The sequence below is a fragment of the Methylobacterium sp. SyP6R genome (assembly GCF_019216885.1).
GTDB lineage: Bacteria > Pseudomonadota > Alphaproteobacteria > Rhizobiales > Beijerinckiaceae > Methylobacterium.
The window spans coordinates 6,282,368-6,307,290 of the sequence record NZ_JAAQRC020000001.1 but is presented as its reverse complement, the minus strand read 5'-3'; the positions used below and the strand labels follow the sequence as shown (position 1 = coordinate 6,307,290).

General features: G+C 70.4%; 20 protein-coding genes. 4 read left to right on the top strand and 16 right to left on the bottom strand.

The annotated features are described in order from the left end of the window. Positions 1 to 142: 142 nt before the first annotated feature. The 4 genes from HBB12_RS28820 to HBB12_RS28805 all read right to left on the bottom strand — a co-directional run bounded on the left by HBB12_RS28820 (position 143) and on the right by HBB12_RS28805 (position 3,937). Positions 143 to 1,168: an extracellular solute-binding protein gene (locus tag HBB12_RS28820; protein ID WP_236992505.1), complete on the bottom strand. Its 1,026-nt coding sequence runs from the start codon at positions 1,166 to 1,168 to the stop codon at positions 143 to 145. Then, on the bottom strand, positions 1,165 to 2,334 hold the full coding sequence (locus tag HBB12_RS28815; protein ID WP_236992504.1) for an ABC transporter ATP-binding protein: 1,170 nt from the start codon (positions 2,332 to 2,334) through the stop codon (positions 1,165 to 1,167). Before HBB12_RS28815 ends, HBB12_RS28820 begins: the two co-directional genes overlap by 4 nt. Then, complete coding sequence (locus tag HBB12_RS28810; RefSeq protein WP_236992503.1) at positions 2,334 to 3,176, bottom strand: ABC transporter permease; 843 nt, start codon at positions 3,174 to 3,176, stop codon at positions 2,334 to 2,336. The genes HBB12_RS28815 and HBB12_RS28810 overlap by 1 nt, the downstream gene beginning before the upstream one ends. A 107-nt stretch (positions 3,177 to 3,283) precedes the next feature. Then, entirely contained in the window at positions 3,284 to 3,937 is a 654-nt protein-coding gene (locus HBB12_RS28805; RefSeq protein WP_236992502.1) for a TetR/AcrR family transcriptional regulator, read from the bottom strand. A gap of 126 nt (positions 3,938 to 4,063) precedes the next feature. Between HBB12_RS28805 and HBB12_RS28800 the strand changes: the two genes are divergently transcribed. Both HBB12_RS28800 and HBB12_RS28795 read left to right on the top strand, forming a co-directional pair. Then, positions 4,064 to 5,308 carry a metal-dependent hydrolase family protein gene (locus HBB12_RS28800; protein WP_236992501.1) on the top strand — a complete coding sequence of 415 codons (1,245 nt, stop codon included), beginning with the start codon at positions 4,064 to 4,066 and terminating at the stop codon, positions 5,306 to 5,308. A gap of 1,012 nt (positions 5,309 to 6,320) precedes the next feature. Next, the gene (locus HBB12_RS28795; RefSeq protein WP_236992500.1) at positions 6,321 to 8,006 is read left to right on the top strand and encodes a methyl-accepting chemotaxis protein; all 1,686 of its coding nucleotides are present in this window, start codon (positions 6,321 to 6,323) and stop codon (positions 8,004 to 8,006) included. A 7-nt stretch (positions 8,007 to 8,013) separates the two neighbouring features. Here HBB12_RS28795 and HBB12_RS28790 read toward each other — a convergent pair whose 3' ends face one another. The 8 genes from HBB12_RS28790 to HBB12_RS28755 all read right to left on the bottom strand — a co-directional run bounded on the left by HBB12_RS28790 (position 8,014) and on the right by HBB12_RS28755 (position 17,652). After that, the gene (locus HBB12_RS28790; RefSeq protein ID WP_236992499.1) at positions 8,014 to 8,784 is read right to left on the bottom strand and encodes a DeoR/GlpR family DNA-binding transcription regulator; all 771 of its coding nucleotides are present in this window, start codon (positions 8,782 to 8,784) and stop codon (positions 8,014 to 8,016) included. Between the two features lie 5 nt (positions 8,785 to 8,789). Next, positions 8,790 to 9,809 (bottom strand): 4-hydroxythreonine-4-phosphate dehydrogenase PdxA, encoded by a 1,020-nt coding sequence (gene pdxA, locus HBB12_RS28785; RefSeq protein ID WP_236992498.1) that lies wholly within the window; start codon positions 9,807 to 9,809, stop codon positions 8,790 to 8,792. Further along, entirely contained in the window at positions 9,806 to 11,068 is a 1,263-nt protein-coding gene (locus tag HBB12_RS28780; protein ID WP_236992497.1) for a four-carbon acid sugar kinase family protein, read from the bottom strand. Before HBB12_RS28780 ends, pdxA begins: the two co-directional genes overlap by 4 nt. Further along, positions 11,065 to 12,096, bottom strand: coding sequence for a 2-keto-3-deoxygluconate permease (locus HBB12_RS28775; protein ID WP_272913305.1), 1,032 nt, complete (start codon positions 12,094 to 12,096; stop codon positions 11,065 to 11,067). The genes HBB12_RS28780 and HBB12_RS28775 overlap by 4 nt, the downstream gene beginning before the upstream one ends. A gap of 317 nt (positions 12,097 to 12,413) precedes the next feature. After that, positions 12,414 to 14,714 carry a TonB-dependent receptor family protein gene (locus HBB12_RS28770; RefSeq protein ID WP_236992496.1) on the bottom strand — a complete coding sequence of 767 codons (2,301 nt, stop codon included), beginning with the start codon at positions 14,712 to 14,714 and terminating at the stop codon, positions 12,414 to 12,416. A gap of 59 nt (positions 14,715 to 14,773) precedes the next feature. Further along, complete coding sequence (locus tag HBB12_RS28765) at positions 14,774 to 16,144, bottom strand: PepSY-associated TM helix domain-containing protein (RefSeq protein ID WP_236992495.1); 1,371 nt, start codon at positions 16,142 to 16,144, stop codon at positions 14,774 to 14,776. Positions 16,145 to 16,192: 48 nt separating this feature from the next. Then, on the bottom strand, positions 16,193 to 16,549 hold the full coding sequence (locus tag HBB12_RS28760; protein WP_236992494.1) for a hypothetical protein: 357 nt from the start codon (positions 16,547 to 16,549) through the stop codon (positions 16,193 to 16,195). Between the two features lie 95 nt (positions 16,550 to 16,644). Then, positions 16,645 to 17,652 (bottom strand): SGNH/GDSL hydrolase family protein, encoded by a 1,008-nt coding sequence (locus tag HBB12_RS28755; RefSeq protein ID WP_236992493.1) that lies wholly within the window; start codon positions 17,650 to 17,652, stop codon positions 16,645 to 16,647. 647 nt (positions 17,653 to 18,299) lie between these two features. On the opposite strand from HBB12_RS28755, the gene HBB12_RS28750 reads away from it, so the two are divergent. Next, positions 18,300 to 18,848, top strand: a complete 549-nt coding sequence (locus HBB12_RS28750; RefSeq protein ID WP_236992492.1) for a hypothetical protein — start codon at positions 18,300 to 18,302, stop codon at positions 18,846 to 18,848. A 17-nt stretch (positions 18,849 to 18,865) separates the two neighbouring features. Here HBB12_RS28750 and HBB12_RS28745 read toward each other — a convergent pair whose 3' ends face one another. Together HBB12_RS28745 and HBB12_RS28740 are read right to left on the bottom strand one after the other, a co-directional pair. Continuing rightward, positions 18,866 to 19,813, bottom strand: a complete 948-nt coding sequence (locus tag HBB12_RS28745) for a 2-hydroxyacid dehydrogenase (RefSeq protein WP_236992491.1) — start codon at positions 19,811 to 19,813, stop codon at positions 18,866 to 18,868. Positions 19,814 to 19,825: 12 nt separating this feature from the next. Continuing rightward, positions 19,826 to 21,034 carry a pyridoxal phosphate-dependent aminotransferase gene (locus tag HBB12_RS28740; protein WP_236992490.1) on the bottom strand — a complete coding sequence of 403 codons (1,209 nt, stop codon included), beginning with the start codon at positions 21,032 to 21,034 and terminating at the stop codon, positions 19,826 to 19,828. A 156-nt stretch (positions 21,035 to 21,190) separates the two neighbouring features. Between HBB12_RS28740 and HBB12_RS28735 the strand changes: the two genes are divergently transcribed. Beyond that, positions 21,191 to 21,994 (top strand): alpha/beta hydrolase, encoded by an 804-nt coding sequence (locus HBB12_RS28735; RefSeq protein WP_236992489.1) that lies wholly within the window; start codon positions 21,191 to 21,193, stop codon positions 21,992 to 21,994. A gap of 27 nt (positions 21,995 to 22,021) precedes the next feature. Here the strand turns inward: HBB12_RS28735 and HBB12_RS28730 are convergent, their stop codons facing one another. Both HBB12_RS28730 and aspA read right to left on the bottom strand, forming a co-directional pair. Then, a complete protein-coding gene (locus tag HBB12_RS28730) occupies positions 22,022 to 23,335 on the bottom strand; it encodes a dicarboxylate/amino acid:cation symporter (protein ID WP_236992488.1) in 1,314 nt (437 codons plus the stop codon). Between the two features lie 117 nt (positions 23,336 to 23,452). Continuing rightward, a complete protein-coding gene (gene aspA, locus HBB12_RS28725) occupies positions 23,453 to 24,868 on the bottom strand; it encodes an aspartate ammonia-lyase (RefSeq protein ID WP_236992487.1) in 1,416 nt (471 codons plus the stop codon). Between the last annotated feature and the right edge of the window lie 55 nt (positions 24,869 to 24,923).

The window sequence follows — 24,923 nt, the reverse complement described above, 5'->3', positions numbered from 1 at the left end:
AATCGGCTTCGCTCACGCGCCGCGCGGGCTGGTGATACGCAATCCGGAAGCGATCTTCCGGATTGCGTATAACACCTCAGGATGAGGGGATTGGATAGGATGAAGCGGAGTGTCGGCGAGGCCCTGCGGCCGACCCGACGGCCTACCCCTTGAATTCCTTGTTCCAGAAATCCGAGAACGCCGCCTGCTGCGCCTGCATCGTCGCGTAGTCGAGCGGTCGGAGCTTGGCCTGCTGGGCTTCCGTGAGGCTGATCTGCCTGGCCAGATCCTCCGGGAGCTTGGCGTCCTTGACGGTCGGCACGTAGCCCATCTTCTGCGCGAAGGCGGTTTGCGCCGTCGGGTCGAGCATGGCGTTCAGGTACTTGAAGGCGCTGTCCTTGGCCCGCGAGTTCTTCGGCACGCCGGCCTCGAACAGGATCGGCAGGGCCCCTTCCTCGGGGATCGCCATCGCCACCGGGATGCCGGCCTGCTTCCACATGAAGCCGCGGGCGAGCCACATCAGCGAGATCCACACCTCCTCGGACTTGAGCGCCGCGGCGAGCGTCTCGTTCGAGGGATAGACCTTGGGCTCGAGCTTCTTCAGGTCCATCAGGGCGGCCTTGCCCTTGGTGAAGTCGGTGGCTGAGCCGCCGGCCCCGATATTGGCGCCGGCCATGTTGAAGTTCCAGAGGATGTCCGAGAAGCCGACCCGGCCCTTGTATTTCGGGTCGAAGATGTCGGCGTAGCGGGTCGGCGGGGTCGTGACCTTGCTTGGGTTGTAGAGCACGACCAGCGCCGAGTAGATGTGCGGGATCGAGTGCGGCTTCTTGAAGACGTCGATCACCTGCGACAGCCGCGGCACCTCGGCGGCCGGTACGGTCTCCAGCACGCCGAGCTGGCTCAGCATGTAGCTGTCGATGTCGTTGATGCACGCGACGTCCATGCTGGCGCGGCGGCTGGTGCGCTCGGCGATCAGCTTGGTGCGGCGCGGGTCCTGGTTGGCGATGTCCTGCGACACCTCGATGCCGAGCGGCTTCATCAGCGGGACGTCGATGTTCTGCTGGAGCAGCGCGCCGTAATCGCCGCCCCAGGTGCCGACGACGATCGGGGCGGCCTCGGCCCGGGCGGGGAGCGTGCCGGCAAGGCCGAGGGCGGCGCTGCTGGCGAGGAGGGAGCGACGGGTGATCATCGGGCGGGGCTCTCTGCTGCGGGCATGACGCGGGACGCGTCGGCACTGGGGATGACGCGGGACGCGTCGGCACTGGGGATGACGCGGGACGCGTCGGCACTGGGGATGACGCGGGACGCGTCGGCACTGGGGATGACGCGGGCTGCATCCGCAGCCCATGAGATGCGGACGGGGTCGCCGGCGGCGAGGCGGCGGCGGGGATCGTCGGGAAGCGGCGTCGGCGTCACCGCGACGATCGCCTCGCCGGCGAGATCGAGATGATACTCGGTGCGGGCGCCGAGATAGGTCACGGCCCTGAGCCGGCCGGGACCGCTCGCGTCGGGGGCGACCTCGATCCGCTCGGGCCGGATCGCCAGCAGGCCGTTCTTGGCGGTCGCATCGGGTGCGCACGGCACGGCGGCGCCGCTGGCCAGGCGAAACACGTCGGTCCCCTCCCGCGCCCCGTCGAGCAGGTTGCAGCGTCCGACGAAGCCGGCGACGAAGGTGTTGGCCGGGCGCTCGTAGAGGTCTTCGGCGCTGCCGACCTGGAGCACGCGGCCGTGCTCCATCACCACCAGCCGGTCGGCCATGGCGAGCGCCTCGTCCTGGTCGTGGGTGACCATCAGGGTGGTCAGCCCGAGCCGCTTCTGCAACTCGCGGATCTCGAGGCCCACCTCGGAGCGCAGCTTCGCGTCGAGGTTCGACAGGGGCTCGTCGAGGAGGAACACCGCCGGGCTCACCACCAGCGCCCTCGCCAAGGCCACGCGCTGCTGCTGCCCGCCGGAGAGCTGGCGCGGCAGGCGATCCGCCAAAGCGTCGAGCCGCACCAGCCGCAGGGCCTCGGCGATGCGCCGGTCGCGCTCCGCTCTTCCTACCTTCCGCATCTCCAGGCCGAAGCCGACATTGTCGGCGACGCTCATGTGCGGGAACAGCGCGTAGGACTGGAACACCATGCCGGTGTCGCGGGCATGCGGCGGCAGCCGCGTCACGTCGCGCCCGCCGATGACGACGCGGCCGGCACTGGGCTCGATGAAGCCCGCGACCATCCGCAGCGTCGTGGTCTTGCCGCAGCCGGAAGGGCCGAGGAGGGCCACCAACTCGCCCTGGCGGATGTCGAGATCGACGCCGGCGACGGCGGTGGCGTCGCCGTAGCGCTTGGTGACGCCGTCGAGGAGAAGCGTGCCCATCAGACGATCCGCGACAGCTTCACGAACCGGTCGGTGACCAGCATCAGGATCGTCACCATCAGGATCTGCGCGGTCGCGACGGCGGCCAGGGTCGGGTCCATTCGGAATTCCAGGTAGCTCAGCATGGCGACGGGCAGCGTGGTACGCCCCGGGCCGACGAGGAGGAGGTTGAGTTCGAGGTTCTCGAAGCTCGCCACGAAGGAGAACAGGGCCGCCGCCACGATGCCGGGCCGCAGCATCGGCAGGGTGATGCGGGCAAACACCGTGAGGGGCTTGGCCCCGAGATTGGCTGCGGCTTCCTCCGCCGAGCGGTCGAGCCCGGCGAGGCTCGCGGTGACGAGGCGCACCGTCCAGGGGATCGTGATGAGGACGTTGGCGGCGACGAGGCCGCCGAGCGTCGCCTTGATGTCCATGTCGAGCCAGTCCTCGGCCCGCAGATAGAACATGTAGAGGGCGGAGCCCGCGACGATCGCCGGCACCGCGAGCGGGGCCAGCAGGAAGGTGTTGATGAGCCCGCGCCCGGGGATGTTCGCCCGCACCAGCGCCAGGGCGGCGGCGGTGCCCAGCGGCACGCCGATGGCGGTGGCCGCAAGCGCGATCTGGAGCGAGGTGACGAAGCCGCGGGCGAAGTCGCGTTGCGCCCAGGCATTGAGGTACCAGCGCCAGGTCAGGCCGTCCGGCGGGAAAGTGACGATCTCCTGATCGAAGAACGAGGTGACGACCACCATCACGATCGGCGCGAACACGATCGCGTAGGCGAGGATGACGGCCGCCAGGACGGCGAGGCGGCCGAGCCGGGCCGAGAGGCCGGGCCCGGCGGGGGAGAGGATGGCGGCGCTCATGCGTTCACGGTTTCGGAGGTGACGACAGCTGACCTATTTGTAGGACAGGTGCCCGCCCCTTTGGCAAGACGGGTGTTGGCAAGAGGGGTGCCAAGCGCGAGGCTCGCTCACGCCGAGGCCGCGCGGAAGCGCGGACCCGCGAAGGCCGCATCGCCCGCCGGACCGGCGATGAGAAGCGGCAGCACCGCCTTCCAGGCCTCGATCAGGTCGCGAAAATAGTCGGGATCGGGCCGCAGCACCGTCTGCACGCCCATGCCGCGCATCAGGTTGACGGTGAGGTTGAGGATGATCCGCGCCTCCCGCGGCGGCCGGGCATCGGCATCGCAGAACTCGACCCAGATCGCGTCGAGGGCGGCGTGGAAGCGCTGCACCACCGGGATCAGGCAGTGGCGCAGGTCCGGATCGGTGCGCGCCTCGTTGATCAGCTCCAGCGACAGCTGGAAGAACCGGCCGGAGAAGAGCGGCCACAGGAACTCGACGAAATCCGCGAGCGGCAGTGCCCCGGAGCGTACGTCCCGCGACACCGACCGGATCTCGGCGGTGCCGTCGTCGAGCAGGGTCTCGAGGGCCGCCCGCACAAGATCGGCCCGTGTCGGGAAGTGGTGCAGCAGCGCCCCGCGCGAGACCTGCGCCCGCTCGGCGATCGCCTGCGTCGTCGCGGCGTGGTAGCCGACGGCGTGGATCTCGTCGATCGTGGCGCGCACCACGCGCTCGCGGGTCGCGAGGCTGCGGGCCTGGGGCTGCCGTCCGGTCTGCGTCACCGATCCTCCGGGGCGCGGGTGCCTGATAAAAAAACAAGCTTGCCTGTTTTTTTCTCGCTGTCCAGTGTGCCGCTCAGGCTCGCGCGCTCGTCCCCGGGCCGCCCGCATGAAGAGAAGGACCTCCGCATGAGCGCCGACCTCGTCCTGTTCCGCAACGCCCGGGTCCTCGACGGCACCCACGACAATGCGCTCGACGGCCACGACGTGCTGGTCGAGGGCGGCTCGATCCGGGAGGTCTCGGACAAGCCGCTCACCGCCTCCTCGGCCCGCGTGATCGATCTCGCCGGCCGCACGCTGATGCCGGGCCTGATCGATTGCCACGTCCACGTCATCGCGACGATCCCCGATCTCGGTGCCAATGCCGAGCTGCCGGATTCGCTGGTGGCGTTGCGCACCGCGAAGATCATGCGCGGCATGCTGATGCGCGGCTTCACCACCGTGCGCGACCTCGGCGGCGCCGACCACGGCCTGGTCATGGCGGTGAAGGAAGGGCTGATCGACGGCCCGCGCCTGGTGATCTGCGGCAAGGCCCTGTCGCAGACCGGCGGCCACACCGACTATCGCGGCCGCTACCACGCCCGGGACGTGAGCCATTACGGCACCAAGCTCGGCGCGCTCGGCCGGGTCTGCGACGGGGTCGACGCGGTGCGCCGGGTGGCGCGCGAGGAGATCAAGGCCGGGGCCGACTTCATCAAGATCATGGCGAATGGCGGGGTTTCCTCGCCGACCGACCCGATCGCCTTCCTGGGCTACTCGGTGGACGAGTTGCGGGCGATCGTCGAGGAGGCGAACAACGCTCAGACCTACGTCGCCGCCCATCTCTACACCGACGCGGCGATCCGCCGGGCGGTCGAGTGCGGAGTGATCTCGGTCGAGCACGGCAACCTGGTGACCCCGGAGACGGCGCGGCTGATCCGCGACAAGGGCGCTTACGTCGTTCCCACCAACGTCACCTTCGATGCCCTTGCCAAGGAGGGCGCCAGCCTGGGGCTTCCGCCGGCCTCGGTCGCCAAGATCGAGGATGTGCGCGAGGCGGGGCTGAAGGCCCTCGAGACCCTGCGGGAGGCCGGCGTGATGATGGCCTACGGCACCGATCTCCTCGGCGAGATGCACCGCCACCAGTCGGAGGAATTCGTGATCCGCGGCCGCTGCCTGCCGGCGATCGAGGTGATTCGCTCGGCCACGATCAACGCCGCCAAGGTCGTGCGCCTGGAGGGCAAGGCCGGAGTGGTGGCGCCCGGCGCCTTCGCCGACCTGATCGTGGTCGACGGCGACCCGCTCGCCGATCTCTCGCTCCTCACCGGCCAGGGCCGGCACCTGCGGGCGATCATGATCGACGGACGCTTCGTGAAGGACGAACTGGCGGCCTGACGCGGCGCGGAAAGCGGGAGGTCGAAGGCCCGAAGACCCCCTGTCCCACCCGGGGCAGGGGATCCGGGATCCGATCGATGCCGGGCCTGAATCGGGCCGGCATCGTCCCGTCGCGCAGGGTCGCTGGCCGAGGCCGCGCGACCCTGCCGCGATGGTCGATCCGGCGGGATCGACGGATCTGCGACTTGACAGACGCAGGACTTAGCAGACGCGGGACTTAGCAGACGCGGGACTTGGCGCTGCAGCAGGTCGGGGCCGGCGGCGGGCAGGGGGCCGGCGGGGGGCACGGGGGCGGGCAAGCGGGCAGGCAGCAGCCGCCAGCGACGGAGCCGAGGGACTTGGCGTCGAGCTTCTTCATGATGCCACTCCGGTATCGGCGGGTTCGGACGTCCCGCTCGCAATGTGAAGATGCGCGATGTTGCGATAACTGTCCATTGACCAATGAATACTGTTACAATCAGAAAAAACGAGAAACATGAGAATGTTTTATTGTGCAACGACTTGATATGTTAGTCCTTAACATGCTTACGTATTTTTAGTTGGGGTGATGATGCCCGCTCGCGGCGCGGGGCTCTCCGGAGAGAGGAAGGTTCGCGGGTTCCTCCCGTCTCCAGCCTGGGCGAGCGGCTCGGGGAGGTAAGATCCCGCGCGAGAGCGGCCTGGTTCGATGAGACGGGGCGGAGTTCCATTCCGGACAATCTCCATCCTCACCCCGCCCCCATGAGAGGAGAGATCCTGAGAGGAGAGATCCTGCGCTTCCTCTGCCGTCGAGGCGGCGACGAGCCCCGCTCACACCCTCGTCGATTCCCGCGGAGGAGCGGTGGTCTTGCTCTTGCAGGTAAGCTGGATCGCCCACGTGGTATAGGACGTCGGCTCGGATCGAGAGCTTTGTCGTTGGCTCCGTATCGAAGTGAAGCGGCGCGCATTCCGTCTCGTATTCGCTAAAACAAGATTAACTGTTGGCTGATACGATTTCCCCACGGCGGCTGAATGATGTCGGGAATTAAGTCTCATGCGCAACGGGTTGTCGATCGCGACGAAGCTGGGGCTGTGCCTCGTCGCCCTGGCCCTGCTGATCGGAGCGACAGGCGGTCTCGCGCTGCTTGAGCTGCGTCGCGTGAACACGGCGGCCTCGGACCTGCGCGACGTCCGGGTGCCGGCCACCGATACGCTCGGATCGATCGGCATCAACTTCATGCGCCAGCGGGTCAACATCTCGCGCCTGCTCACCGCCGACACGCCCGAATTCCGGACCCAGGTCGCCGGGCAGATCGCCAAGCGCGACGAGATCCTCGCCGCGCAGTTCGCCCGCTTCGAGGCGCTGCCGCTGTCGCAGGCCGAGCGCGATCTCTACGCCGAGTTCCGCCGGCATATTACCGCCTATGCCGAGTATCAGCGCCAGGCCATCGGGAAGGCGACCGGGGGCGACGTGGCCGCCGCCCAGCGGATCTACAACACCGACATGTCGAATGGCGTCATCGCCATCATGGGCACCTGGGAGAAGCTGGTCGCGCTGAACGGCACCGGCTCCAAGGCGAGCGGCGACCTGATCGAGGAGACCTATGTCAGCGCCAACCGGAAGATGCTGGCGTTGATCGGCCTGGGGCTCCTCGTCGCGGGCGGTGCGATGGTGCTGGTACGGTACGGCGTCGCCGTACCGCTGCGGGCGATCACCGCCGTGACCCAGCGCCTCGCCGGCGGCGACGCCGCGGTGACGATCCCGGGGCAGGGGCGCCGGGACGAGATCGGCGCGCTGGCCGGCTCGGTGGTGGTGTTCCGCGACAACCTGATCCGCGCCCGCGCGCTGGAGGAGGAGACCGCGCTCGCCCGCGCCTCGGCCGAGGAGCAGCGCAAGCTCGGCATGCGCCAGATGGCCGACGGCTTCGAACAGGCGGTCGGCAGCATCGTCGGCGGCGTCTCGGCGGCGGCCACCGAGCTCGAGGCCACGGCCCGCTCGCTCAGCGGCAGCGCCGCGCAAGCCGCCGGCCAGTCGGGCGCCGTCGCGAGCGCGGCGGGTGACGCAGCGGCCAACGTCACCGTGGTGGCGGCGGCGGCCGAGGAACTGGGCTCGTCGGTCCAGGAGATCGGCCGGCAGGTCTCGGGCTCGGCCGAGCTGGCGCGGGTCGCCGTCGGCGAGGCGAGCGAGACGATGGCGCTGGTTCAGGACCTGTCGCAGGCCGCCGCCAAGGTCGGCGACGTGGTGGCCCTCATCTCGTCGATCGCCAGCCAGACCAACCTCCTGGCGCTCAACGCCACGATCGAGGCGGCCCGGGCCGGCGAGGCGGGACGGGGCTTCGCGGTGGTCGCCGCGGAGGTCAAGCAGCTCGCCGGCCAGACGGCACGAGCGACCGAGGAGATCACCGGCCAGATCGGCCGCATCCAGGCCTCGACAGGCCAGGCCGCGTCGGCCATCGACGGCATCGGCCGGCGCATCCGCGAGATCGACGGCGTCGCCAGTTCGATCGCCGCGGCGGTAGAGGAGCAGGGCGCGGCGACCCAGGAGATCGTCCGCAACGTCGCCGAGGCGGCAGCCGGCACCGGTGCGGTCACCGGCACCATCGCGACGCTCGCCGAAACCGCCGGCGAGACCGGGGCGGCGGCGGCCCAGGTGCTCGGCGCGGCCTCCGAGATGTCGCGCCAGTCGGAGCACCTCTCGGCGGAGGTGGCGCGGTTCCTCGCGACGGTGCGGGCGGCGTAAGCGCCGCTCACTCCGCTACCCGCACCACCCGCACCACCCGCGCCCCGGCGCCTTCCGCGTCCGCGCATTGCGCGTCCGTGGCGCCCGCATCGGTCACCAGGGTCCAGCAGGCCGGCAGGGGTGCCCAGGCGCCCTGTGCCGCGCGGCCGAGCTTCGAGGAATCCATCAGCACGACGACCTCGGCCGCCTGCTCCATCATCAGCGACTTGAGGGCGACCTGCTCGATCGCCGCCTCGCACAGGCCGCGGCCGGCGACGAAGCCGTCGCCGCTCACCACGGCCTTGTCGGCGGTGAGGCGGCGCAAGGAGGCCTCGGCGAGCGGGCCCATCGTGCTCATGCTGCCGGGCCGCACCGCGCCGCCGAGCACCGTCAGGCTGAGCCCGGGCGCGGCGGCGAGTATGCCGACCAGCGGCAGGTTGTTGGTGATGACCGTGTGGTGCCGCCCGGCGAGGCCGGCCCCGAAGGCCGCCACCGTCGAGCCGCCGTCGAGGATCAGGATGTCGTCGTCGGCGAGCAACGAGAGGGCGGCCCGCGCGATGGCGGCCTTCTCCGGCCTCGCCTGCGCCTCGCGCTCCGGCAGGCTCGTCTCGGGGAGCGGATGGGCGATCACCGCGCCGCCATAGGTGCGGGTGATCGTCTTCTCGCTCGCCAGCCGTTGCAGGTCGCGCCGGATCGTCGAGGCGGAGACGCCGAAGCGCTCCGCCAGTTCCTCGACCACGACCTCGCCGGCCTGGAGCGCCTCCAGCAGCAGCGGGTGACGGTGCCGGCCGCGGGTCATGGGGGTCAGACCGCCCGGCGCGGGGCCAATGCCCCTGCCCGGGGTGCCAAGTCGACGGCCTGGCGCAGGGCCTCGACCAGCGAGCCCGCATCGGCGACGCCCGTGCCGGCGATGTCGAAGGCGGTGCCGTGATCGACCGAGGTGCGGATCACCGGCAGCCCGACGGTGACGTTCACCCCCGCCTCGAGCCCCAGCACCTTGATCGGGCCGTGGCCCTGGTCGTGGTACATCGCCACCACGATGTCGTAATCGCCCCGTCCTGCCAGGAAGAACAGCGTGTCGGCCGGCAGCGGCCCCTCGACCCGCCAGCCCTTGGCCCGGCAGGCCTCGACGGCGGGTGCGATCTTCTCCGCCTCCTCGCCGCGGCCGAACAACCCGTTCTCGCCGGCATGAGGGTTGATCGCGCAGACGCCGATCCGCGGATCGGCGATGCCGGCCTTGACCAGGGTGTCGTGGGCGCGCCCGATCACCCGCCCGACGAGGCCCGGCTCGATCCGCGCGATGGCGTCGATCAGCCCGATATGCGTCGTGACGTGGATCACCCGGAGCTTGGGCGAGACCAGCATCATCGAGACTTCCGGCGTACCGGTGAGCTCGGCCAGGAGTTCCGTGTGGCCCGGATACCTGTGGCCGGCGGCGTGCAGGGCCTCCTTGCTCAGGGGCGCTGTGCAGATCGCCGCGGCCTCGCCCGCCTGGACGATCTCGACCGCCCGCGCGATGTAGCGGAACGCCGCCTCGCCGGAGACCGGCGAGACGCGGCCGAACGGGTGGCCCGGCGGGATCAGCGCGAGGTCGATGCAGGCGACGGTGCCGGGGGCATCGACCGCCTCCTCGGGCGACGTGATCGCCTGGACCGCGAGCGCCGAGCCGACGATGCGGCCGGCCTCGCGCAGGCGCCCGGCATCGCCGACGACCAGCGGCCGGCACAGCGCCAGGACCTCGGGCAGGGCGAGTGCCTTCATGATGATCTCGGGCCCGATGCCGGAGGCATCGCCCATGGTGATCGCGACGGTCGGTCGGCTCATGTCGAGGAACCCTGGTTTCGGATGGCCCGGAGGTGATGGACGGCGCGCACCAGCGTCTCAGGCGTGCCGAAGGCGCCGGCCTTGGTGACGATCGGAACCCGGAGCGCGCCCCGTGTGAGGCCGAGGGAGACGCCCGCCTCGATCTCGTCGATCAGCCGCAGGCCGTCGACCCGGAAATGGGCGAGGAGCGCCGCGGCGGTCTCGCCCCCCGTCGCCACCAGCCCGCCGAGATGGGGAGCGGCCGGGGCGAGCCAGGCGCCGAGGGCGTCGGCGAGGCGCGGCCCCAGGGCGAGGTCCGGCGCCTCGCCCATCGCGACCTCGACCAGCACGTCGTCTCCGGCGCTCACTCCCGCGGTCACGGCGTTCCGGCAGCGGGCCCGCTCGGTTTCGTCGGCCGCGAGCAGCAGGTCCGGCGCGACCGGGACGTGGCGCACACCCGCCTCGCCCGCGAGCCGGCGCGCGGCGGCGCGGGAGGCGGCGGCGAGGCTGCCCACCACCACGAGGGTGCCGCCCGAACCGGTAGAGATGTTTTCGGACGGAGCGGCCGGCGCCGTCTCCCGTGCCGCCAGCGCATGGGCGAGGCCGGCGCTGCCGACCCAGACCAGGCTCGCCCGCGCACCGGGCGCGAGGCCGGCCTCGGCGATCCGCGCGAGGTCGTCGTCGGACTCCGCGTCGAGCACCGCGACCGCTCCCGCCCGTGCGGCCTGCGCCAGGGCCTCGCGCAAGGATTCAGGCCCAGCCCGCACGGTGGCGAGCGCGATCGTCGCGCTCGGCAGGCCCGCTCCCTCCAGCATCGCGGGCAGCGATCCGGTCGCGTAGGTACGGTCCCGGCGCCAGAGCTCGGTCTCCTCCAGGGGTCGGCCCTCGACCATGATCCGCCCGTCCCGCGTGGTGCGGCCGGTCGCCGGGAAGGCCGGCGCCAGGATCGCGAAGGCTGCGCCGTGGCGCCGCCGCAAGCCCTCGAGCGTGGCGGCAAGTTCCGCCGCCGGCTGCCCGCGCAGGGTCGAGTCGATCTTCTTGAGGATCGAGCGGCCCGGATGATGCAGCCGGTCGAGGAGGGCGGCGTGGCGCGAGGCCGCCGCCTCCGGGCCGAGCTGGCGGCTGTCGGCATCGTGCGAGACGACGTCGTCCTCCGCTCCCGATCCCGCCTCGCCGCATTGCACGCAAGTCCGGCGGCCGCGCCGGGCGAAGGCGATGGCGCAATCGGCCGCGCCGGTGAGGTCGTCGGCGAGGATGAGCCAGCGTCGCGCCACGGTCACGCCCGCTTCGCAAGAGGCGAGGCCACGGGGTCGGCGGCCGGGGCGGCGTCCTCCTCCGGGCGCTCGCCGAAATGCCGGGCGGTCCAGGCGGTGACGAGGGGCGTGAGGATCGCGGTCACCACCACGGTCGCGGCGACCAGCACCGTCGCCGGGGCGGCCGCCTCGGCATAGGCCGGGTTCGCGGCGCCGATGATCGCCGGGACCGCGGCGGCGTTGCCGGCGGTGGAGGAGGCGGCGACGCCGGCCACCCCCGTGCCGCCGGTGAGGCGATCGGCGAAGAAGAGCGGGATGCCGGTGACGACCGTCACCGCGACGCCGAGCCCGAGGCCGAGCAGCCCCGCCTGCCAGATCTTCGTCAGGTCGAGCCCGGTTCCCAGCGCGAAGGCGAAGAACGGGATCATCACCGGCACGGCGCGGCCGAGGAAGTCGCGCATCTCCCGGTCGAGGTTGCCGAGGATCATGCCGACGAGGAGCGGCAGGATGCTGCCGACCATCGTCTGCCACGGGAAGGCCGACAGGCCGGCGACGCCGAGCGTCACCATGGTGAGGAAGGGACCGGATTCGAGGCACATGATCGTGTAGGCACCGACATCCCGCGGCCGGCCGTACTGGCCCATCAGCGCCATGTAGAGGCCCCCGTTGGTGTCGTTCATGGCCGCGACGATCGCCAGCGTCGAGAGGCCGGCGAACAGCCCGGCGCCGATCGGCGCTTCGCCGATCAGGCGGCCGAAGACCACGCCGAGGACCATCGCGATGCCGACCTTCACGGCGAGCAGCGTGCCGCCCTTCTTCACGATGTAGGGCGTGGCGCGAAAGTCGATGCTCGCGCCCATGCAGACGTAGAACACCGCCAGGATCGGCAGCGCGCCGGTGAACAGCGCGCCTGTGAACGAGCCGAACACCTTCGGGGTGCCTGGGAACAGGGTGGCGATCACCGCGCCGACGAGCAGCGGCACCACCATCATCCCGCCCGGCACACGCTCGATCGCGCGCTTGATGCGTATCTCGCCCATGCGTAGCCCCGCCATGCATTCCTCCTTTGCGCGGACCGCGCATGATGCTGCGCGACGTCCGATTGTTAGCGCCTGAGGAACGCAAAATGCGGTGCGGGTCAATCGGGAAATTGCGCAATATGCGCGATTTGAGGGGGGTAAGGTGTTGCCTGCAACCGTGCCACGTCGGAGTCGAGGCGACCGCCCGCGAACCTTGGCTCGATGCCGTGAGATCGCTACCCGCCGCGTCATTCCGGGCTCCGCTGCGCGGCCCCGGAATGACGAGGAGGGTGCCGGGTCCGTGGGGCGATCTCGGTAGGCTTTCAGCGTCGTCGCGCCGATCGACCCGGTCTTCAGAACGTCAGCTTCATCCCCCCGACGACACTCCGTGGTGCACCGGCGAAGATCGAGCCGGTGGTGGTGGCGAGCACGCCCGCGCCGTTCTGCAGGCCGGTCACGGCGCTGATCGAGTTCGCCAGGGGCTGGGCCGAGGAAATATAAGTCGTGTCGAGGATGTTGCGCACCTCGACATAGAGGCTCAGGCGCTTGGCGTAAGAGCCGATCAGATCGGTATCGTAGTGGATGTTGGCGTTGATGATTGTGTAGCCCGGCGCCTTGAGCAGGTTGGCGTTGTCGAGGAAGAAGCCGTCCTGGTAGACCGCTTCGACGAAGGCGCCGAGACCTTTGAGCGGTCCCGACGGTTGGTCGTAGCCGATGCGGGCGAGGAGCTGGTGGGCCGGCACGCCGGGGATCAGGCGTCCGGCCCGGTCGAACCGCGCGGTCAGGTTGCCGGCGCTCAGCTGCTCGACGTAGCGGGTGTAGTACTGGTCGTTGAGGCCGTAGGCCGCAAAGGCACGCCAGCCAGGCGAAAACGCCCATTCGGCTCCCGCCTCGATGCCGCGATGCTCGGAGGCCGGGGCGTTGAAGGTGTAGCTGAGCAGCCCCGCCCCCGGCGACTGGGTGACGAGCTCGTTGCGGAAGAATTCGTAGAAGCCGGTGAGGCTCAGGCGCAGGTCCGGCAGGGGCGACCAGTCGGCGCCGAGATCGAAGCCGAGATTGGTCTGGGTGCGCAGATCGGTGTTGTTGCCCGGCACGCCGGCCGGGGTGATGAACAGCGCGCTCGCGGCCGGCGTCGCGTAGCCGGTGGCGACGCGGCCGCGGAAGGCGAGATCCTGAGCCGGCTGATAGACCAGCGCCAGTTCCGGCGCCACGTTGAGGAAGCTGCGGTCGATGTTCGCCACGGCCGTGGTCGTGCCGGCGGCCGAGTAGCCGTAGGTGAGGGTGCGGCCCTTGAGCCAGGTATTCTCGATCGAGAGGCCGGCGATGCCGGTCCATTGCTCGGACAGCGCGATTTCCGCCCGGGCCCGGCCGCCGAGATTCGACTGCGCCGCCTCCTGGTTGCTGGCGAGCGCGCCGAGGCGCGGGCCGCCATAGGGCGCGCGGTTGTAGAGGGCGATGTGGTTGTCGATGGCGCTGTAGGAGAGCGCCGCGTAGCCGACCGTCGGCAGCCCGAATACCTCGGTGCGGTGGGTGATGTCGGACAGCACGTTGTAGGACGGATAGCTGCCGCGCGAGGAGGTGGTGTAGAACGGCTGGTCGAAATTGCGCTCGTCGAAGCCGACTTGCGTGCGCCAGGTGGTGTTGGCGTCGATGTCGTGCTCCCAGCGGCCGGCGATGATCGTGCGCCGGTCGTTGCGGCCGAAGGCGCCCTCGTCCGCCGTCACCGGCACCGTCGCGCCGAAGGCGCCGTTGCGGAAGAGGTTGACGGTGGTGCAGCCGGGCGCGGCCGTGGCGGCCGCCGCGCAGCCGCGCTGGTAGGGATTGATCCGGTACTGCGCCAGCGACGAGCGGGCGGGAAGGTCGGCGTCGAGGGTGTTGTTGACGACCTTCAGGGTGAAGCGGTTGTCCGGTGTCGGGGTGTAGCTCGCCAGGAGGTTGACGGTCTGGGTGTTGGCGCTGGAATGGTCCTGGTAGCCGTTGAGACGGTAATCGCTGGCGAACAGGCTGACCTCGTAGGGGCCGCTCACGCCGCCGACGGTGAAGTAGTGGTTGAGATACCCGAAGCTGCCGGCATCGATGCCGATCTCGTAGCCGTCGATCTCGCGACCGGTACGGGTGCGGAAGGCCAGCGCACCGCCGGTGGCGTAGTTGCCGAAGAGCGCCGATTGCGGCCCGCGGAAGACGTCGATGCGGGAATAGGCCCGCGGATCGGTGAGGTCGAAGCGCGAGGCGCCGTCGGGCTGGGTCATGACGAAGCCGTCCTCCAGCACCACCATGTTCTTGATGACGCCGGTCGAGCGGGCGTTGTTGCCGCGGATCGACACCACCACGTCGCGCGGCCCGTTGCCCTGGCGCACCGTGACCCCGGGACTGTTGACGAGCACCTGGCCGATGCTGGTGGCCGGCCGGTTGGCGATCACGTCCTGGCGGCCGATTCCCGTCACGATCTCGCCGACCGGGTGCTCGATCACGCTCGGGGCCGCGCCCGGCGGCGCGGCGACGCCGAAGGCCGGTCTTGGGGCGGCGCCGGATCCCGCCACGGAGATCTCGTCAAGGGCGATGGTGTCGGGGGCGCCCTGCGCCAGGACCGCAGAGGGGGCGAAGGCGAGGAGGAGGGCGAGCGCGCGGGGACGCAGGCCGGGGAGGGGCGGCATCGCAAAGATCTCGTGGAAGGAGAGGGGCGGCGCGGGGCGCCGGCAAGAAACGCGTGGCGTCAGGCCGTCGCCGGGCGACGGAATCCGCGCCGCAGGCTCAAGGCCGCCGCGTCGAGGGCGATCATCGCCAGGATCGCCAGCCCGGTGAGGGGGAAGACGATCCCGAACGCGACGACGAGGCCGGTGACGGCGCCGACCGCCCGGCGGTCGTCGGGCCAGGCCGGCACGCCGAGGCGGCCCTTGGGACGGCGCTTCCACCACATCACCGCGGCGGTCACCGCGAGCAGGATCGTGGCGAGGCAGAAGGCCAGCATCAGCAATTGGTTGAGCCGCCCGGCGACCTCGCCCTTGTGCAGCCCGATCCCGTACTGGATCCCGCGCCCGACGATCCCGATATCGCCGAAACTCACGTTGACCAGCGGCTTGCCCGTATACTGGTCGAGGGAGATCATCCGCTGGCGGGTGACGTCGCGCGGATAGGCGGCCGCCGCGTAGACGCCCGCCGGCCCCTCCGGCAACGCCAGCTCGTAGCCGGCCGGCATGCCGAGATCGGTGAGGATCGCAACCGCCCGGTCGATGCCGATCGGCACCCCGTCCCGGGTTTCCGAGCGCGGCAGCGGCGCGTCCTCGAGCGCCCAGCCGGTCTGGTCGAGCACCGCGCCCATCGGCACCGTCGAGACCGGCATTCCGGCCCAGAGCTCGTTCGGCTGGCCGAGCCCGGCCCGGTTCGACACCGCCCGGAACTGGTCGCCCCACAGGATCGACCAGGGCAGGCCGGTGGCGGCGAGGAAGAACAGGCCGGCCCCGGCGACGAAGCCGGTGACGGCGTGCAGGTCGCGCCACCACACCCGCTTGCCCGGCGTCCCGCGGACGGACACGACTCCGCCGCCCTGCCGGCGCGGCCACCACAGGTAGATCCCGCTGAGCACCAGGATCAGCGTGAAGCCGGCGACGATCTCGATCAGCCCGTTCGCCACCGGCCCGAAATACGCCAGGCTGTGCAGCCGGCGCACCACCATCATCGCCTCGTCGGTGCGCCCGATCCGGTCGAGGACGGCACCGTCATAGGGATCGAGATAGACGAGGGTCTTTCCCCTCGGCCCCGCCATGGTGACGATCGCCGTACGGTCGGGCGCCTCCGGGCTCGCGTAGGTCGTCGGCTGAGCGTCCGGCACCGCCTCGGCGGCGATGAAGACCAGCCGCTCCGGCGACAGGGGCGGCGTCGCCCGCACCGCAACGAGGGTACGGTGGGAGAACAGCGTGCGGTTGATCTCGTCCTTGAACAGGTAGACCGAGCCGGTGACCGACAGGAGGATCAGGAACGGCAGGCAGAGGAGGCCGGCATAGAAATGCCAGCGCCACACCGCGCGATGGAGGGCATCACGCAGGCGCGCACGCCCCGGGGCGGGGGCGGAGGAGAGGCTGGGCATGGGGTCGAGGATCCGGGACAGGCGACTGATCGGGCATCGAGGGCACGATCAGGCCTGCGGCGGTCCTCGCGGGCTGGCATGGGTGTCGGGCGGGGCCCGGGCCGGGCTCTCGTCGGCGGCGGGCGGGAAGCGGCCGGCCGGGACGGGATCGTCCCAGGCGAGCCCGAAGGCGAACAGCAAAGGCGCTGCGAGGGCGACGTGGTGGGCCGCGACGCAGCAGGCGAGGGCGCAATGCGGGACGGCCTGCGGCGATCCATCCGCCCCGTCGGAGTGGCAGATCACCGCCCCCGGGGCCGCCCCGGCCGGCACGGGCGCCAGCGCACCGAGCAGCATCTGCAGGCATAGCGCGTAGAGCGCGACCACCGCGATGGTCGCGCGACCGATCGACCGTGTCGGCAGGTTCACGCGCATGATCCCCGGTTAGGCCGGCGGGCCCGACGGCGTCAACGACGAAGGTCGGGCCGCGGGCGGATTTTCGGCGGGTGGTGCCGGCGTCGCACTCAAGACTTCGGCCGATGTGTCCCGCGGACCGGCTTTCCGCGGCCTCCCGGCTCTGCGGGCGGCGTGTCCTGACCGGCCGACGATGCCGCGAGGGCGGCGAGCGCCTGGATCCTCGCCGGCGGCCGGACGAGCCCGTCCAGGGCCGCCGCGACGATCTGGGCGATCCTGGCGAAGCCCGCCGGGCCGGGATGGAGCTCGTTCGCCCACTCGGCGGCCGAGAGGGTGCCCTGCGTGTCGATCAGGTGGAAGCGGTTGGCCGGGTTCGCCGCGAGCCGCGCCAGCATGGCCTTGAAGGCGACGAGCGCCTCCCGGACGATGGTCGTTCCCGCCGCGGTGGACCAGTTGCAGAAGTCGAGCGACGGCTTGAGCCAGGGGCCGGCGCAGGGCGGATGCGCGCCGTTCGGAATCGGGAAGTCGTAGCAATGGGCGAGGATCGGCACGCCGGGCGCCACCCGGTCCCGCATCGCGAAGAGGGCGAGGTAGCAGGCCTCGACCATGCCGAGCGCGCCGGCGAAGCGCTCCGTGTCGAGGCCCTTGGCCTTGCCGTCGTTGAAATCGAGGAAGATGCAGAACTGCTCCCCGGCGATGTCGTTGCCGCCGGCCGAGAACAGGATCGCGTCCGGCTTGCCGTCGATCCAGTTCGACGGATCGCGCAGGGCCGCGATCATCCGCGACTGCTTCTCGAGGGACATCATCCCGACCGCGGCATCGCCGTGATGGGCGAGGTTGAGGATGGTCGGCGGCATCGGGCCGATCCGGCGCAACTGGGCGACGACGTCGGTATCGACCAACGGCAGCCCGTTTCCCGTCAGGGGATAGTCGAACCAGCTGTCGCCCTGCGCGAGGAGGACCAGGGGGCGGTTGAGGACCGGGGCTCCCAGCAGGCTCGCGCTGGCCTGGGCGGCCGCGAGCCGGGCGATGTTCGCCTTGTGGACGGCGATGCGCCGGGCGATGTCCCGCTCGATGCGCCGCCTGACCTCGTCCTGGGCGAAAGTGTCGTCCGCCATGCTGTCTTCCTCCGGTCTCGCGACGCACGAAGCGATCGATGTCGGGGTGGGCGAGCCGTCTTGTCGGCGGCCTTTGTTGATAAGAAGCGATATTCGAGTGGTGGATGTGTTGGGTGACTGGATTGCAATTCGCCGTAAATTCAAAGAAATCTTCATACGGACATGTGTAGTGCTATATTTAATATTTGTGTTTACGATTTCAAATAATGTATATTATGTTTTTCGTCAGAATACAGGATGGCTCGGCCTTCATCAAGGTCCTATGCGCCGCCGATCAGTCGGATGTCCGGTGCGCCGGGTTGTGCACCGCACGCGAGACTGCGCAGGTCTGCTTCCGTGATGCTGTCCAGACCGCGGAACGACAGGCGCCGAATGCCTGCGAAGCGAACGTTCCGGGATGGGCGGCCGTCGCAGCGATGGCCGTGACGCCGAATGATGATCCAATACAGTATCGCCCGGCCGTTTCGGTCTCATGCCCCAGGTGTGTATTCGCGATGACGAGGCGGTCGCTGACGCAGGTGCCCGGCCGGCGCGACTCACCGGCATCTCGGCTTTATTTCCCTGACTTAACGACGAATTAACCATGGTTGGCGAATGTCGGGTTCGGCACTCATCGATGGCCCGACGAGGCCGACGGGACTTACGTCATGGGACTCGACGTTTTCGAGAGCATCCGCGCGACACGGCCGAGCAGCGAGTGCGATTGGCTGGAGCAGAGCTTCGTCGCGAATCTCGGCGACGTGATCCAGTCGGTCGGGGCCATGAACGCACGCGAGGGATTGACGCCGGTCGATGGCGCTTCGTCGCCGCGCGACTGGGACGCGCTGATCGCGCATGTGCGCAAGGCCGCGTGCGATCCGGCCGTGCCGAGCGGGCCCGGCGGTTCCGAATTGCAGGCCCGCCACCGCGAGGCGCAGGCCCAGGCGTTGCTGCGCAGCGCCCACAAGCGGCTCGACGAAGCGGCCGAGCGCGAGGCCCGGGCGGAAGCACGGGTGAGGGCGGCCGAGGACCGGGCGCGTGCCGCCGAGGCGCGGGCGGCCGCGACGATCGAGGCCGCCGAGAGCCGGGCGCGCCGGGCCGAGGAGGCCGCCCGCAGCGCCCTGGACTGGCTGCAGCGCCTCCGTCAGGCGGGGCTGACGGAAGCCGGTGCGGGACAGGCCCCGCCGCCCGAGCTCCGGCTCCGGCGCGTTGCCTGAAGGGCGCGCCGGATCTCTCAGTAGCCCCGTGCCACGTCCACCGCCTGCGGGATCCGACCCGTGGCGCGATAGGCGCGGAGGTTGCCGGCGACGATGGCGGCGCTGCTTGCCGGGGTGGTCGGCCCGGAGATGTGCGGCAGCACGGTCACCTCGGGGTGGCGCCACAGGGGAGACTCCGCCGGCAGCGGCTCGACCTCGAACACGTCCAGCACCGCGTGCGAGAGCCGGCCCCCGTCGAGGGCGGCCAGCAGGGCGTCGGTCGCGACGATCGGCCCGCGGCCGAAATTGATCAGCGCCGCCCCCGGCTTCATCGTGGACAGCCGCCCGGCATCGAGGAGACCGCGCGTCTCCTCGGTCAGCGGCAGCAGGCAGACGGCGACGTCGCTCGACGCCAGCAGGCCGGCCAGCCCCTCCGGCCCGGAGAAGCCCGTCACTCCCGGCGGCGCCGCCTTGGGCGAGCGGCTCCAGGCCGCGACCCTGAACCCCGCACCGACCAGCCGCTCCGCCGCCGCGCTCCCGAGCGTCCCGAGGCCGAGGATCCCGATCGTCGTCTCGCCCGGCGGGCGATAGGCGAGCTGGCGCCAGGTCCCGGCTTCCTGCTGGCGCCGATAGGCCGGCATGTCGCGCTGGAGGTAATAGGTCCAGGCCAGCACCGCCTCGGCCATCGTGCGGGCGAGTTCGGGATCGATCAGGCGGACGATCGGCACGCCGCTTGCCCCGAGATCGCGCACCAGCCGCTCGACCCCCGCCCACAGGCTGTGGATCCAGGCGAGGTTCGGCAGCTGCGCCACCTCGGCGGGATCGGGATTGGCCACGATGGCGATCCGGGCGGCCTCGCGCTCCTGCGCGCTCAAGAGCCGGAACGGCCGGATGGTCTCCTCGGGGAGGGAAGCGGCGAGTGCCGCCAGGAAGTCGGCTTCCTCCTCCGCGTCGAGGTTGCCCAGGAAGGCGATGGTCTCGGACATCGAATCCTCCCTTCAGCGGCTCAGGACGGGGGTAAGGCGCGCCACCGCCTCCCGGGCGAGGCCCGGGCTGATGGCGAAGCACAGGCGGATGAAACCCTCGCCCTCCGGCCCGAAGGCGGTCCCGGGCGCGACGCCGACCTTCGCCTCCTCGAGGAGGCGGAAGGCGATGCCGAGGCTGGTCTCGTCGGGGCGCGGGGTGCCGGGGCCGGCGACCCGGGCCATCAGGTAGAAGGCGCCCTCCGGCACCGACACGGTGACGCCGGGCAGGCGGGAGAGCCCCGCGACCAGGATCTCCCGGCTCTCGGCGCAGCGGGCGACCATCTGGCGGATGAAGCCGTCGCCTTCCTCGAGCGCCGTCACGGCGGCGTGCTGGATGAAGGTCGGGATCGAGGTGGTGTTGTACTGGCCGAGCTTGGCGAAGGTCGGCGCCAGCCCTCTTGGAGCGATCAGCCAGCCGGCGCGCCAGCCGGTCATCGCCCAGTTCTTCGAGAAGGTGTTGGTGACGATCAGCCGGTCGTCCTCGGTACAGATCTGCAGGAAGGACGGCGCGATGGCGTTGCCGTAGGTGAAGTGGGCGTAGACCTCGTCGGAGAGGATCCACAGGTCCCGCGCCCGGGCGAGATCGCGCAACGCCTTCATCTCGTCGAGCGGCATGGTCCAGCCGGTCGGGTTCGAGGGCGAGTTCACCACGATTACGCGGGTGCGCGAGGTGATGGCGGCCTCGATGTCGGCGAGCGGCAGGGCGAAGCGCCCGTCGCCCTGCACCCGGTAGGGCACCGTCACCGGGACGCCGCCGGTGATCCGCACGGCTTCCGCCAGGTTCGGCCAGGCCGGGGAGGGGATGATGATCTCGTCGCCGGGCTCCAGCAGCGCCTGGGCCGCCTGCATGATGGCGTTCATGCCGCCCGCGGTGACGGCGAAGCGCTCCGGCGGGACTTCCACGCCCCAGTGCCGGGCGTGATAGGCGCTCAGGGCCTCGCGCAGGCGCGGGATACCGAGCGAGGTGGCGTAGCGGGTGTGCCCCGCCAGCATCGCCCGGTGCGCCGCCTCGACGATGAAGGGCGGCGTCGGCAGGTCGCCCTCGCCGATCCACAGCTTGACCACCTCGGGGTCGTCCCGGCCGCGATCGGCGACGAGACCGATCTGGCTCGTGCCGATGCCGCGCATCCGCGGCGAGAGGCCGGCGGCGAGGTCCGGGGGGGTGGTCTCCGCGTGGGTCATCGGTGGCTCGTGCCCTCGTGTGGTGGCAGGCGTGTCGGTCTTCCATAGCACCGGCCGGGCCGCGCGCGAGCCGCCCCCCGCGCATTCATGTCGCTGGACCTTGGCCGGCGCGCCGCTACAACACTTTCAAGAACGAACAACCGGAGGAAACACAGCGTGACGGTCAATCGCAGAACCGCCCTGGCGGGCGTCTCCGCCCTCGGCGCCGCCGCCCTCGCGTCGGGCGCCGTGCAGGCGCAAGGTGCGGCGCCGAAGACCTACGTGCTGGTGCACGGCGCCTATGGCGGCGGCTGGATCTGGCACGACGTCGCCGCGGCCTTGCGCGGCCAGGGGCACCGGGTCTTCACGCCGACCCAGACCGGGCTCGGCGAGCGCAGCCACCTGCTGTCGCGCCAGATCACCGTCGACACCCATATCGAGGACGTGGCGAACCTGATCGCGTTCGAGGACCTGCGCGACATCGTGCTGGTCGGGCATTCCTACGGCGGCATGGCGGTGACGGGGGTCGCCGACCGCCTGACCGACCGGATCCGCCACATCGTCTATCTCGATGCGCTGATCCCCGAGAACGGCGACACCGCCTTCACCATCCTGCCCGCCGGCATGGCCGATGCCCGGCGCAAGGCGGTCCTGGAGCAGGGGGCGGGCGTCGCCCTGCCGGTGCCGGGCCCGGAGGCCTTCCCGATCCCGGCGGGGCCGGCCAAGGACTGGTTCCACCAGCGCCTGCGGCCGCACCCGATCGGCACCTACGAGAGTCCGGTGCGGCTCGGGAAGCCCGCCGGCGCCGGCTTGCCCGTGACCTACGTCGCCTACACCAATCCGGCGCTCGCCGCGATCGAGCCGAGCCGGCAGCGGGCGAAGGCCAAGGCCGGCTGGCAGTACCGGGAACTGGCGGTGCCGCACGACGTGCAGGTGCCGCATCCCGAAAAGGTCGTCGAGCTGTTGGCGGGCATCGGCTAGGGCCGACGCCTGCCAGCCATCTCGCGATTACGCTGCCTTGCCGGTCGGCAGGGCCACCGCCGCCGGCTCCTCGACGAGGTCCTCCGTCCCCTCCTGCATCTCGCCCTGCCAGCGGGCGACCGCCGCCGTGGCGAGCCCGTTGCCCAGCACGTTGGTGACGGTGCGGCCCATGTCGAGGATCTGGTCGACGCCCATGATCAGCAGGATGCCGGCGGCGGGCAGGCCGAACATCGGCACGGTGGCGGCGACCACCACCAGCGAGGCGCGCGGCACGCCGGCGATGCCCTTGCTGGTCACCATCATGACGAGCAGCATGGTGAGCTGCTCGGTGATGCCGAGATGGATGCCGAAGGCCTGGGCGATGAACAGCGAGGCGAGCGCCTGGTACATCATCGAGCCGTCGAGGTTGAACGAGTAGCCGAGCGGCAGGACGAAACCGGTGACGCGGGGGCGCACGCCGAACTTTTCCAGCACCTCGACGGTGCGCGGGAAGGCGGCCTCGCTGCTGGCGGTCGAGAAGGCGACGATCATCGGGGTGCGCAGGAGGCGCAGCAGCCGCACGACGCTGGTGCCGAGCACCAGCCAGCCGGCGCCGATCAAGAGCGCCCACAACACGGCGAGGCCAAGGTAGAACACGGCGATGAACTTGCCGTAATCGATCAGCACGCCGAGGCCCTGGATGGTGACGACCGAGGCCATGGCGGCGAAGACCGCGAGCGGCGCCACCTTCATCACCGCGTCGGTGACCTTGAACATCACGGCGGCGAGCCCGTTCAGCATGTGGACCATCGGGTCGGCGTAACGACGGTCGATCGCGCTGAGGCCGAAGCCGAAGAACACCGAGAAGACCAGGATCTGCAGCACCTCGTTCGTCGCCATCGCCGAGACGATGCTGGTCGGGAAGACGTGGGTGATGAACTCGCGCAGGTTGATCGAGGCGGCCTTCAGGCCCGTCTGCGCCGCGGCGTCCGGCAGCGGCAGGCCGAGGCTGGCGCCGGGCTGGAAGATGTTGGCGACGAGGAAGCCGAGCGACAGCGAGACGATCGAGGCGGTGATGAACCAGCCCATGGCGAAGCCCGCGACGCGGCCGACCGCCTTGGTGTCGCCGAAGCTCGCGATACCCGACACGATGGTGGCGAAGACGAGCGGCGCGATGATCATCTTGATCAGCCGCAGGAAGATGTCGGTGCCGATGGTGAAGTAGCCGGCGATCTCCTTCGCTTCCGCGGGGCTTCCCGCCATGCCGTGCAGGACCGCGCCGACCGCGACGCCAAGCGCGAGGCCGATGCCGGTATAGAGCGTCAGCCGGCCCGAGCTCTTGGTCGATTCAACCTGTGCCATTTCGTGTTTTCCTCCCAAGGATGAACGGATGTGCGGCAAGAACCCGGGCGCGATCTCACGCGCCCGAGGTTTCCCGCGGATGTCTGGCGTTTCCGTCCGTGACTGTCCGGCGGCCCGTCAGAGCGCCGTGAGGGCCTGCGGGCGCGTCAGCCGCTCGGGTTGCAGCACCCGGTCGAGCTGGTCTTTGGCCATCAATTGCTTCTCGAGCACGAGGTCGTAGACGCCCCGGCCCGTGGCGTGGGCCTCCATAGCGACCGCCGTGGCATTGCGATAGCCGATATAGGGGTTGAGCGCCGTGACGATCCCGATCGAGTTCTCGACGCTGGCCCGCAGCCGCTCGCGGTTCGCCGTGATGCCGCGCACGCAATGCACGTCGAGGGTGCGGCAGGCCGCCTCCAGATGGGCGAGGCTGCGAAACAGGCTGTAGGCGATTACCGGCTCGAAGGCGTTGAGCTGGAGCTGGCCGGCCTCCGCCGCGAACGAGATCGTCACGTCGTTGCCGATCACCTCGAAGGCGACCTGGTTGACGACCTCCGGGATCACCGGGTTGACCTTGCCGGGCATGATCGAGGAGCCGGCCTGGCGCGCCGGCAGGTTGATCTCGTTGAAGCCGGCCCGGGGCCCGCTCGAGAGCAGGCGCAGGTCGTTGCAGGTCTTCGACAGCTTGACGGCGACGCGCTTGAGCACCCCCGACACCTGCACGAAGGCGCCGCAATCCTGGGTGGCTTCCACCAGATCTTCCGCGGTGATCAGGGGGATCTCCGTGATGGTGGAGAGCCGTTCGCGCACCAGCCCGGCATAGAGCGGGTGGGCGGTGATGCCGGTGCCGATCGCGGTCGCGCCGAGATTGATCTCGCGGATCAGGAGTTCGGCCTCGCCGAGGCGCGCCTCGTCCTCGGCCAGCATCCGGGCATAGGTGCCGAATTCCTGGCCGAGCGTCATCGGCACCGCATCCTGCAGCTGGGTGCGGCCCATCTTGAGGACGTCGTGGAATTCCTCGGATTTCGCCTCGAAGCTGGTGCGCAGGGCCGCCATGGCGTCGACGAGGCGGCGGATCGCCCCGATCCCGGCGATCTTGAGCGCCGTCGGATACACGTCGTTGGTGCTCTGCCCCATGTTGACGTGCTCGTTGGGGTGGAGCCGGCCGTAATCGCCCCGCTCGGCGCCGAGCAGTTCGAGCGCTCTATTGGCGATCACCTCGTTGGCATTCATGTTGGTCGAGGTGCCGGCCCCGCCCTGGATCTGGTCGACGACGAACTGGTCGTGCAGGGCGCCGCCCCGGATCTCGATGCAGGCCGCTACGATGGCGTCGCAGCGCTCAGGATCGAGCAGGCCGAGCTCGCGGTTGGCGAGCGCCGCCGCCTGCTTGATCGCGGCGAGCGCCCGGATCAGGTCGGGACAGGTCGCGAGCGTCGTGCCGGTGATCGCGAAGTTCTCGACGGCGCGCAGGGTGTGGATGCCGTAATAGGCGGATCGAGGGACTTCGCGGTCGCCGAGAAGATCGTGCTCGATGCGGGTCGAAACGTCGGACATCAAAACTCTCCTGACGTGCGGCCGCGATCCGGCCCGCCGGGGGGCGGGCAGGGGG

Bases quoted from the DNA above. Each gene is read 5' to 3' on its own strand.
- HBB12_RS28810 (WP_236992503.1), bottom strand. From the start codon at position 3,176: ATGAGCGCCGCCATCCTCTCCCCCGCCGGGCCCGGCCTCTCGGCCCGG.
- HBB12_RS28790 (WP_236992499.1), bottom strand. From the start codon at position 8,784: ATGACCCGCGGCCGGCACCGTCACCCGCTGCTGCTGGAGGCGCTCCAG.
- HBB12_RS28740 (WP_236992490.1), bottom strand. From the start codon at position 21,034: ATGACCCACGCGGAGACCACCCCCCCGGACCTCGCCGCCGGCCTCTCG.
- aspA (WP_236992487.1), bottom strand. From the start codon at position 24,868: ATGTCCGACGTTTCGACCCGCATCGAGCACGATCTTCTCGGCGACCGC.
- HBB12_RS28755 (WP_236992493.1), bottom strand. From the start codon at position 17,652: ATGGCGGACGACACTTTCGCCCAGGACGAGGTCAGGCGGCGCATCGAG.
- pdxA (WP_236992498.1), bottom strand. From the start codon at position 9,809: ATGAGCCGACCGACCGTCGCGATCACCATGGGCGATGCCTCCGGCATC.
- HBB12_RS28730 (WP_236992488.1), bottom strand. From the start codon at position 23,335: ATGGCACAGGTTGAATCGACCAAGAGCTCGGGCCGGCTGACGCTCTAT.
- HBB12_RS28815 (WP_236992504.1), bottom strand. From the start codon at position 2,334: ATGGGCACGCTTCTCCTCGACGGCGTCACCAAGCGCTACGGCGACGCC.
- HBB12_RS28795 (WP_236992500.1), top strand. From the start codon at position 6,321: ATGCGCAACGGGTTGTCGATCGCGACGAAGCTGGGGCTGTGCCTCGTC.
- HBB12_RS28745 (WP_236992491.1), bottom strand. From the start codon at position 19,813: ATGTCCGAGACCATCGCCTTCCTGGGCAACCTCGACGCGGAGGAGGAA.
- HBB12_RS28775 (WP_272913305.1), bottom strand. From the start codon at position 12,096: ATGGCGGGGCTACGCATGGGCGAGATACGCATCAAGCGCGCGATCGAG.
- HBB12_RS28800 (WP_236992501.1), top strand. From the start codon at position 4,064: ATGAGCGCCGACCTCGTCCTGTTCCGCAACGCCCGGGTCCTCGACGGC.
- HBB12_RS28750 (WP_236992492.1), top strand. From the start codon at position 18,300: ATGGGACTCGACGTTTTCGAGAGCATCCGCGCGACACGGCCGAGCAGC.
- HBB12_RS28770 (WP_236992496.1), bottom strand. From the start codon at position 14,714: ATGCCGCCCCTCCCCGGCCTGCGTCCCCGCGCGCTCGCCCTCCTCCTC.
- HBB12_RS28820 (WP_236992505.1), bottom strand. From the start codon at position 1,168: ATGATCACCCGTCGCTCCCTCCTCGCCAGCAGCGCCGCCCTCGGCCTT.
- HBB12_RS28765 (WP_236992495.1), bottom strand. From the start codon at position 16,144: ATGCCCAGCCTCTCCTCCGCCCCCGCCCCGGGGCGTGCGCGCCTGCGT.